At 60.4% G+C, this 8690-nt stretch carries 10 protein-coding genes; 3 read left to right on the plus strand and 7 right to left on the minus strand.

Annotated features, from left to right (window positions below; translation table 11 throughout):
• Position 1: 1 nt before the first annotated feature.
• Positions 2–760, plus strand: a complete 759-nt coding sequence (locus AAC126_RS01665; protein ID WP_339849314.1) for a metal ABC transporter ATP-binding protein — start codon at positions 2–4, stop codon at positions 758–760.
• Positions 761–794: 34 nt separating this feature from the next.
• Positions 795–1892, plus strand: a complete 1098-nt coding sequence (locus tag AAC126_RS01670; RefSeq protein ID WP_339849317.1) for a GTP-binding protein — start codon at positions 795–797, stop codon at positions 1890–1892.
• 18 nt (positions 1893–1910) lie between these two features.
• Here AAC126_RS01670 and AAC126_RS01675 read toward each other — a convergent pair whose 3' ends face one another.
• Positions 1911–2807 (minus strand): AEC family transporter, encoded by an 897-nt coding sequence (locus tag AAC126_RS01675; RefSeq protein WP_339849319.1) that lies wholly within the window; start codon positions 2805–2807, stop codon positions 1911–1913.
• A 48-nt stretch (positions 2808–2855) separates the two neighbouring features.
• Positions 2856–4115, minus strand: a complete 1260-nt coding sequence (locus AAC126_RS01680; protein ID WP_339849322.1) for a TIGR04372 family glycosyltransferase — start codon at positions 4113–4115, stop codon at positions 2856–2858.
• Between the two features lie 141 nt (positions 4116–4256).
• Here AAC126_RS01680 and AAC126_RS01685 point away from each other — a divergent pair, with 141 nt between their 5' ends.
• Positions 4257–4871, plus strand: coding sequence for a flavin reductase family protein (locus AAC126_RS01685; RefSeq protein WP_339849325.1), 615 nt, complete (start codon positions 4257–4259; stop codon positions 4869–4871).
• 9 nt (positions 4872–4880) lie between these two features.
• Here the strand turns inward: AAC126_RS01685 and AAC126_RS01690 are convergent, their stop codons facing one another.
• The 5 genes from AAC126_RS01690 to AAC126_RS01710 form a co-directional block, all read right to left on the minus strand.
• Positions 4881–5744, minus strand: a complete 864-nt coding sequence (locus tag AAC126_RS01690) for an aminoglycoside phosphotransferase family protein (RefSeq protein WP_339849327.1) — start codon at positions 5742–5744, stop codon at positions 4881–4883.
• A 17-nt stretch (positions 5745–5761) separates the two neighbouring features.
• Positions 5762–6271 (minus strand): SCO family protein, encoded by a 510-nt coding sequence (locus AAC126_RS01695; protein ID WP_339849329.1) that lies wholly within the window; start codon positions 6269–6271, stop codon positions 5762–5764.
• Positions 6272–6356: 85 nt separating this feature from the next.
• Entirely contained in the window at positions 6357–6884 is a 528-nt protein-coding gene (locus AAC126_RS01700) for a hypothetical protein (RefSeq protein WP_339849331.1), read from the minus strand.
• A 2-nt stretch (positions 6885–6886) separates the two neighbouring features.
• Complete coding sequence (locus AAC126_RS01705; RefSeq protein ID WP_339849333.1) at positions 6887–7321, minus strand: hypothetical protein; 435 nt, start codon at positions 7319–7321, stop codon at positions 6887–6889.
• A gap of 110 nt (positions 7322–7431) precedes the next feature.
• Positions 7432–8379: an N-carbamoyl-D-amino-acid hydrolase gene (locus AAC126_RS01710; protein ID WP_339849335.1), complete on the minus strand. Its 948-nt coding sequence runs from the start codon at positions 8377–8379 to the stop codon at positions 7432–7434.
• Between the last annotated feature and the right edge of the window lie 311 nt (positions 8380–8690).

Consider the following 8690-nt stretch of genomic DNA (forward strand, 5'->3'; position numbering starts at 1 on the left):
TATGTTGAAAGCCGCCCCGGCCCTGCTCGAAGTATCAGACCTCAGCGTTCTGAGGAGCGGTCGCACGATACTCGACAAAATCAGCTTCAGCCTCGGCCGCGGCGAGATCATGAGCGTGATCGGCCCGAACGGCGGCGGAAAGACCACCTTGCTACGGGTCATCCTCGGACTGCTGACGCCCGACAGCGGCACGGTACAGCTCTCTCTTGGCACCAGTATCGGCTACGTCCCGCAAAAGCTCGCGCTCGACAATTCCATGCCGCTGACACCACGGCGCTTCCTTTCGCTCGGCATGAAATCGGCGCGCGGCCGGGTCGCCGAGACTGCGGAGCGGGCCGGCATCACGCATCTGCTGGACCAGCAACTGACAGGCCTCTCCGGCGGCGAGACCCAGCGCGTGCTGCTGGCCCGGGCGATCATGAAACAACCGGATTTTCTGGTGCTGGACGAACCGACCCAGGGCATGGATGTCGCCGCACAGTCTGAATTGTTCCGGCTGATCGGGACAATCCGGGAGGAAACCGGTGCCGCGATAATCATGGTTTCCCACGACCTGCATCTTGTAATGCGCGGAACGGACCGGGTGCTCTGCCTCAATGGACATGTCTGCTGCACCGGCCATCCCGCGGAGATCGAGCGCGATCCGAGTTTCCGCGCCCTGTTCGGACGCTTGGACGAAGCCGCCGTCGTGCCCTATCGTCACGACCATGATCATACCCATGATCACGAACACGGCCCCCATTGCGGGCACCATCACTGAGCCGACCACACTGACACCGACCCACGAGCATTAAATGACAAACACGACAAGCGAGCCGGACCGGCTTCCGGTCTCCATCCTCACCGGGTTCCTCGGCAGTGGCAAAACCACCCTGCTGTCGAAGCTGATGCACCACCCGGAGATGGACCGGATTGCCGTCATCGTGAACGAGTTCGGCGAGGTCGGGCTCGATGACGCGCTGGTCATGGAGTCGAACGAAGATGTCGTGCTGCTGAACAGCGGCTGCCTCTGCTGCACCGTGCGCGGCGATCTGGTGGATACGCTGAAGCGGCTGTTCAAGGACCGGGCAAAGGGCAATATCCCCGATTTCGATCGCATCGTGGTCGAGACGACCGGGCTCGCCGACCCCGCGCCGATCCTGCACACCATGATGGCCGACCCGTTCCTGGTCACCCGCTTCCGGCTAGACGGTGTCATCACCGTGGTCGACGCGCATCACGCGATGGAGCAATTCGACAAGCAGTTCGAAAGCGTCAAGCAGGCCGCCGTCGCCGACCGGATCGTGCTGACCAAGATCGACGTCACGGATGCAGAGATGGTCTCCGCCGTTGAAAAGCGGCTCTACGAGCTCAATCCAGCGGCTCCCGTCATCAAGGCTATTCAGGGTGACGTCGCGCCGTCAGTCCTGTTCGACGCCGGGCTCTATAATCCAAAAACCAAAAGCGCGGATGTCGGCCAATGGCTGCGCGAGGAAGCCTACCGGGCAACCGAAGGCCATGTGCATCATCACGATCATGGGCATAGCCACGACGACGATCATGGTCATGGTCACCACCACGATGTCAGCCGGCATGACGATCACATCCATTCCTTCGTGCTGTATTTCGACGAGCCTCTGGAATGGAACCGGATCGCGGGTGCGCTGGACATGATGGCCCAGACCCACGGCGCCAACATCCTGCGCATCAAGGGATTGCTGAACCTGAAAGAGCTTGATGACGACCAGCCGGTTGTCGTCCATGCCGTGCAGCACATGTTCCATCCCCCGGCCAAGATCGAGAAATGGCCGAGCGAGGACCGCCGCTCCCGCCTCGTCTTCATCGTCCGGGATCTGGAGAAGCAAACGATGGAAAGTGTGATGAATTCCTATCTCGCGCTCGAATTCGCCTGATTTCGGCGCCGTATCCGTTCAGCCAGCCGTGCCGGAAAGCCTGAAGACCAGATAAAGCAGTCCCGGCATGGTGACGAAACCGATGATCGTCGAGACGATGACACAGCCGGCAATGGTTTCCGGCTCCCGGTTGTAGCGAACGGCGAAGAGGTAGGGGAAGACCGCGACGGGCATGCTCGACATCAGGATCAGCACGCCCGTTTCCATTGCGGTGGTTCCCAAGATCCAGACGCCGAAAACGCCGGAACCGAAACCGACAATCAGCCGCAATGCCGCGATCCCGAAACTCTCCATCAGATTAGAAATCCGGAGCTTGGCAAGCGACACGCCCAGCGCGATCAGCAACAGCGGGATACACATGCCGCCAGCGAGATCCGCCGTATTGATGATCCATTTCGGCACCTCAATATCCCCAAGGATACAGACGAGCGCGGCGATGACCGAATAGATGATCGGGTTACGGGTCAGCGAGGAAAGGCCGAACTGGCCGGATGCGATCCCGGTGCCGATGGTGAACATCATCACGGCCTGCACGGCGAAAAAGGAAATTGCCAGTGCCAGCCCCTCCTGCCCGAACGCGAAGAGACACAGCGGCAAGCCGATATTGCCCGTGTTCGGAAACATCAGGGCCGGCAGGAAGGCCCGCACAGATTTTTTTGCCAGAAACAGGATCGGTATCACGACCGCAACCGTGATCGCCGCAACCAGCGCGCTCCCTGCACCGAGGCGGAACAGGGACTCCAATGACAGCTCAAGGCCTACCAGCGTGCCGAACACCAGACACGGCGTGCCGACCAGGGTCACCAAAGAGGTGATGGTTTCATTATCGAATTGCAGCTTCAGACGAGCCCAGAGGAAGCCTATACCCGAGCATATGAAGACCGGCACGATGATCGCGAACAACTGATAGAGCATACGGGACGGTTCCGAGGATTTCAGGGCGCGACGGTGATAGACCAGCCGTCAGGGCCGGTCCAGAAATCCTTTGCGGCTCAGCACAGAGGGCGCGGGCTGCCCAAAATCATGCGCATAGGCATAAAAATCCAGATTGTCGGCCTGCATTTCCGGCGCGGCGAGCAGCTTCTGCTCATAGCTCCGCCCCAGATCACGGAACCGGGCAAGGCAGGCAACGTCCGTCTCGGGCGCCTGCCCGTCCTGATCCCGTGAAATCATGAGAGCAGCAAGCGCTTCGAGCTCTTCGGCACTGTTCTCACGGATCACGACGCCTTTCGTCCCGAAATCTTCGCCCTTGCCGATGGCGGGTAGTCCGAGTTCCAGGATCTCCACGTATGACAGCGGCTCACCGGTGCGAGCCCGGAGATAATGCTTGAACAGCAGCAGGTCGTCCTTCATCGGCAACCGCAGCAATTCATAGACAAGATTGACGGTCGCCGCTGGCCGGCCAAAGGCCCGGACCAGTGCTTCCGGGCCGGATGCCTGATTGAAGGCAAAGGCACAGCGGGCAGACAGGAAAACGTCGAGCGCCTGGCTGTAGGCAGGATGGTGCGGCAGATCGACCACCTGTTCCCCGTAGCCTTCAAGTGGCACGCTCCCTTTGTCTCCCAGACGGAAAACCCAGTACCCCGCATCGACAAACTGCCGGACCGCGCCCTCGTAACTGCGAATATCAGCGCAGCGAAAGGCGTGATGCGCCTTTTCCGGCAAGTAACTCATGTCGCGGGCATGCAGAACGACAAAAGGTGCATTCGCCGGCTTGCCTGTCTCTTTCAGGAAGGCCTCTCCAATCGCACGGATCGTGTCGGGCAGCTCGAAAAAGCGGATATCGCCGCCTGCTGTGGCATGGCGTCCGAAGTCGCGGATGACTCGCTGCGGCGAGGCAAGGCAGAGATGGAAAAGCTGCAGGTCATGCACCCCGCCATCAAGAAATCCGAGCATGGGAAGGATCGGGTCAGCGGTCGGCACATGCACGAATTCGGGCCCCGGGCATTGCAGGATAAAAGGGTTGTAACCGGCCCCCTCGCCTTGCCCGGTGACCAGGATGATGCGGTCATAGTGCGGGCCATAGAGAGACTTGAGGAAAAACGGCTCCATCGCCGTGTGACCGATCCGGTCGACCTGCGCCAGAATGTAGACAAGCGTCCGCTTGCCCTGTTCCAGATGCGGGATGACCGTGTGGAACAACCGCTCCATGGTCTCCTTCTTGCCGAACTCGGCGCGAAGGTTCTCCAGCAAGGCTTTATCGTCTTCCGGTGATACGGACATCGGCGCTCCTCTCCACGCCCTGTGCGGTAGCACGATACGCGGCGGCGGGGAATGGCACCCTTGCTCCTGCCCGGCGTTGCGTGGTTTCGGTCTTTGTGGCATTCCGCTTTAGCGAAAAAGTTAAGAACAGGGATGAGGCGCATGTTTTTCGAGCCTGGCGATCACAAGAATCACGGTTTCACCTTCGACCCCTTCAAGGCGACCATCTCGCCCCGGCCGATCGGCTGGATCTCGACCATTGACGAGAACGGCGTGACCAACCTCGCCCCCTACAGCTTCTTCAACGCCGTTTCCTGGGCCCCGCCCTGCGTGATCTTCTCCAGCGGCTCCCGCCCCGACGGGTCGCCGAAGGACAGCGCGTTGAACGCGGCAAAAACCGGTGAATTCGTCTGCAATATTGTCGGCAAGGCCCAGGCACAACAGATGAACCAGACCGCCATCCATTTCCCGCACGGCACGGACGAGATGCAGCATGCGGGCCTTGAGGGCGTGCCGTCCCAGTTCGTGAAACCTCTCCGGGTCAAGGACGCGCCGGTCCATCTCGAGTGCAAGTATCTGAAAACGATCGAGCTGCCCTCCGTCAGCGACACTGTGGTCAATCGCATGATTCTCGGCGAAGTGGTCGGTATTCATATCGACGAGAAATATGTGGCCGACGGCCGCATCGACGTCACCAAGTACCAGCCGGTCGGCCGCCTCGGTTACATGGACTATTGTGCCGTCGGCGAAGTCTTCGAGATGAACCGCCCGGACTGAGACAGCGGACTATTTGTCCATCTCTATAAGCCAGCGCGCCGTATCGTGCCGATAGGCAGCGAACGGCGTGCTGAAGCTCCAGGCAAGCGCCTGAATAATCGCCCATCCCCGCGCCCGCTCCGGATCAAGCCCAAGGCCATCGCACAGCCGGTCAAGCTGGGCGCGTTTGTCTTCCGGGGTGTGCCCCAGCTCGAAGGCGTTGATGATCGGTGACAGGGCAAATTCCCGCTCGCCGACCAGCGGCTTCGGATCAATGGCGAGAAACGGCGCACGGCCGGCGGTGAGCACATTTCCCGGATGCAGATCCTGGTGCAGCAGAACTTGCTCCCCCTGACTGCCAGGAAGCCAATCCAGCAAGTCCAGGGCCGAATGGATATGCTCCTCGGGACAGGGGCGGCCGGCGGCCTCCCAGCGCGGCAGAAGATAGCTTCGCCATTCCATGGATTCTTCCCGCAGGCTGCGGAATGGCGCGCCGGCAGGTACGGACAACTCCCGGAGCAGGTCCAGATAAACCGCGATCCTGTCCCCCGTTTCGCATTCGGCAAGGGTTATCCCGGGCTCGCACCGCTCCACCAGCAACGCATGACGTTCCCGGTCATGAGCCAGCAGCTTGACCGCACCGGCCCCCTTCCAGTGGATAAGCGCGTCGGCCTCCCATTGGCACTCCGGATGTGGCCATTGCAGCTTCAGAACGGCGGGACCAAATGGAGAGTCCACAGGCATTGTGTAGGAGACATGGCAAAGCTCGAAGGGCTCTCCCAATGTCAGATCCCATTCGGCGGTAATATCTTCAAGCAGCGCCGGAAGGCTGCTGAACCACGGCTCCGCCTCTGGAGAGGCTTTCAGATATTTCAGGCCTTCGGGAAGTTTCATGGCAGGTACCCTCCCCGCTAGCTGCCAGAGCGAATATATTTCCGGATTGTCCCTGCCATTTTCTCGGCCGACGTGCCACGCGGAAACATGGTCACGAAAGCGCCGTCAGGCCCCATCAGATAGGTCAGGGTTGAATGATCCACGAGGTAATCCTCGCCTGTCATCCCCTCCATCTGGAACCGGCGGCGATGCACCCGATAGGCCTTCACCGCCACAGCAACCTCCGCTTCCGTCCCCGTCAGCCCGATCAGGTCCGGATGGAAAGCGTCGGTGAACTCCCGGAGCGTCTCCGGCCTATCCCGGTGCGGGTCAACAGAGATGAACAGGGGCTGTATCTGCCCGCCTTCGTCCCCCAGCGCATCCAGTGCGGCGGCCATGATACTCAGATCGGTCGGGCAAATATCCGGGCAGTAACTGTACCCGAAATAGACCAGCATGAACTTGCCTTTATAGGTATCCGCCGTGACCCCAAACCCCTGCTCGTCGGTCAACTGGAACGGGCCGCCGAAAAGAGCGGGCAGGCGCAAGGACTTCGCCTCAGTCGGGTTATTGAGAAACCCGATCGGGAGCAAAAGGAGGAGCACCGATAAAGTGCGGTGAAAGGGCATCGGTCTATTCAGACGGAGGCGGCACGATGTCGGGCCGGCCGACCTTGCCGAAAGTGCGGATCACGTCATTTGCCATACCGTCGCGGCGGAACCATCGCTTGGCGTTTTCGGTATTATTGCGCTGTTTCCAGTCCTCGGCAAAAGCCGTGGCCCGCACCCATTCCGTGGTCCCGGGCGCGCGCAGACGCTGCAGCATGTAAATCACCATCCCGGGGTGGGAGATGATCAGCCCATCCACCTCCACGCGCTGCCCGCAATATGGCAGCAAGTCCAGCGTCGCCCCGGCAAACAGGGTGTTGCTTTTCACCGCCAGCAAAAGCGTGCCGTCGTCCCGCACCAGCCCGAGCTGGCGTTTACCGCCGCCACAGGCAGCCGGGCAATCGCCGCGTAGTTCGCAAAGCATATCAACCACTTTTGCCTCGAACTGGGCGACCATCTCCCCGTCGATGCCCCACTTCTGGGCCGCCGAGGATGGAGAAGCGGTCGACAGAAAAAGTGCCATGGCAACCGCAAGTGAGCGCAACCGCCCCATTCTCACATCCCCCATGGCTGAATGCCGAATTTCTCGTGCGTGAGATCGACGATGCCCTTGTCGTCCGCAACCTGGGTGACGAGCAGATATTTCACACCGTCCCGCTCGATCAGATCACCTTCGACGGTGACCCGATGGCTCTGGATCCGGATCATGGCCGGGTTGGAGACGTTCTGGCTGTCATCCTCGACCCGCAGCACGACATAAAGCGTGCCGTCATCCGCCCGGATACTGACCGGAATGCCCCCGACCGCGCACCATACGGCGCACTGGAAATGCGCGGAGCCCCGGGCATACATGATTTCGGTGACATAGCACCAGGTGTCGATCAGTTCGCCCTCGACCGTGATCCGCCTGACCTCCCCTGCCCGGGCATCCGGCATGACGGAAAGGGAAAACAGCAGAACAGCGAGGATGAGCCGGGCGGACCGCAGCATGGCAACTCCGGAGGTCGGTGGTTCCGCCACGCATCGGCGGGCGGACTCAGGTCTATAGCGTTCTCACTATAGCGCCAAGTCCGCCTCACCCGCGCTGACGAGGTCGTGACCTATTCGGCCGCTTCGGAAAGTTCCGGCGGCAGTTCCACCCCGGTCTGCGCGGTGATGTTGCCGTAATGCTCGATACGCCGGTGCTTGGCGTAGTTGAACACCGTCTCCTTGCCCATCTTGGCGAGGTCGAGATCCGCCGAATAGGTGATCAACTCATCATCGACGGAGGACACCTGGCTGACGATCTCGCCCGAGGGCTGGATGATGCAGGAGCCGCCGATCAGCATGCAGCCATCTTCCATCCCGGCCTTCGCCACGCCGACCACGAAGGCCGAGTTCATGTAGGCATTGGCCTGCATGGTCAGATGGTTGTGGAACATCCTGAGATGGTTCGGCTCGAAGGCCGAAGTGTTCACGTCCGGCGTGTTGTAGCCGAGCACAATCAGCTCCGCGCCCTTCAGGCTCATCACCCGATAGGTCTCCGGCCAGCGCCGGTCGTTGCAGATCGCCATGCCGATAATGCCGCCATGCTGACGCCAGACCCCGAACCCGAGATCCCCCGGCTCGAAATAGCGTTTTTCCAGATGCTGCCACGGCCGGTTCGGGTCGTATTCGGAATGGCCCGGCAGATGCACCTTGCGGTACTTGCCGGTAATCTTGCCGGTCTCGTCCACCAGGATCGCCGTGTTGTAGCGGTGCCCGTTGGGCGTCAGCTCCGCATAGCCGAGATAAAACCCGATCCCCCGCTCCGCCGCCGCCTCGAACAACGGCCGCGTTTCCGCGCTCGGCATCTCACGCTCGTAATGGTGATCCATCCGGGAGATGTCTTCCTCGTAATAGCGCGGGAAGAAGGTGGTCAGCGCCAGCTCCGGAAAGACAACAAAATTACAGCCGCGGTCCCCCGCCTGCTTCAGCAACTCGATCATCCGGTTGACGGCGCTGGCGCGGGACTCATCCGGCGCAATCGGGCCGAGTTGGGCGGCGCCGATGGTAACAATGCGGGACACGGGGATTCTCCTGTTCAAGTGTAATTTTTTATGAATCTAGCAGGAGCGGGAGAGAGCGTTAAGAGGGGAATGCGCAAAACGCTCGTGCTGCCGGATGAAGCGTGGATTTGAATTAAACCAACGATCCAAAAGGGTAAAAATATAAAAGTTCACCCCCCTTGAGGGACATACCAATATACGTCATGGTTAACAAATCTTATTGTTATTATGGATTAAATGCCGGGAGCATTTCATGGCGACGATTTCGGGGACGAGCGGCGACGATTCTCTTAATGGCGGCATTGGTTCGGACACACTTTACGGTGGTTACG

Origin of the sequence: uncultured Nisaea sp. (assembly GCF_963974195.1) — a bacterium.
Taxonomy (GTDB): domain Bacteria; phylum Pseudomonadota; class Alphaproteobacteria; order Thalassobaculales; family Thalassobaculaceae; genus Nisaea.

Bases quoted from the DNA above. Each gene is read 5' to 3' on its own strand.
- AAC126_RS01665 (WP_339849314.1), top strand. From the start codon at position 2: ATGTTGAAAGCCGCCCCGGCCCTGCTCGAAGTATCAGACCTCAGCGTT.
- AAC126_RS01670 (WP_339849317.1), top strand. From the start codon at position 795: ATGACAAACACGACAAGCGAGCCGGACCGGCTTCCGGTCTCCATCCTC.
- AAC126_RS01675 (WP_339849319.1), bottom strand. From the start codon at position 2,807: ATGCTCTATCAGTTGTTCGCGATCATCGTGCCGGTCTTCATATGCTCG.
- AAC126_RS01680 (WP_339849322.1), bottom strand. From the start codon at position 4,115: ATGTCCGTATCACCGGAAGACGATAAAGCCTTGCTGGAGAACCTTCGC.
- AAC126_RS01685 (WP_339849325.1), top strand. From the start codon at position 4,257: ATGTTTTTCGAGCCTGGCGATCACAAGAATCACGGTTTCACCTTCGAC.
- AAC126_RS01690 (WP_339849327.1), bottom strand. From the start codon at position 5,744: ATGAAACTTCCCGAAGGCCTGAAATATCTGAAAGCCTCTCCAGAGGCG.
- AAC126_RS01700 (WP_339849331.1), bottom strand. From the start codon at position 6,884: ATGGGGCGGTTGCGCTCACTTGCGGTTGCCATGGCACTTTTTCTGTCG.
- AAC126_RS01705 (WP_339849333.1), bottom strand. From the start codon at position 7,321: ATGCTGCGGTCCGCCCGGCTCATCCTCGCTGTTCTGCTGTTTTCCCTT.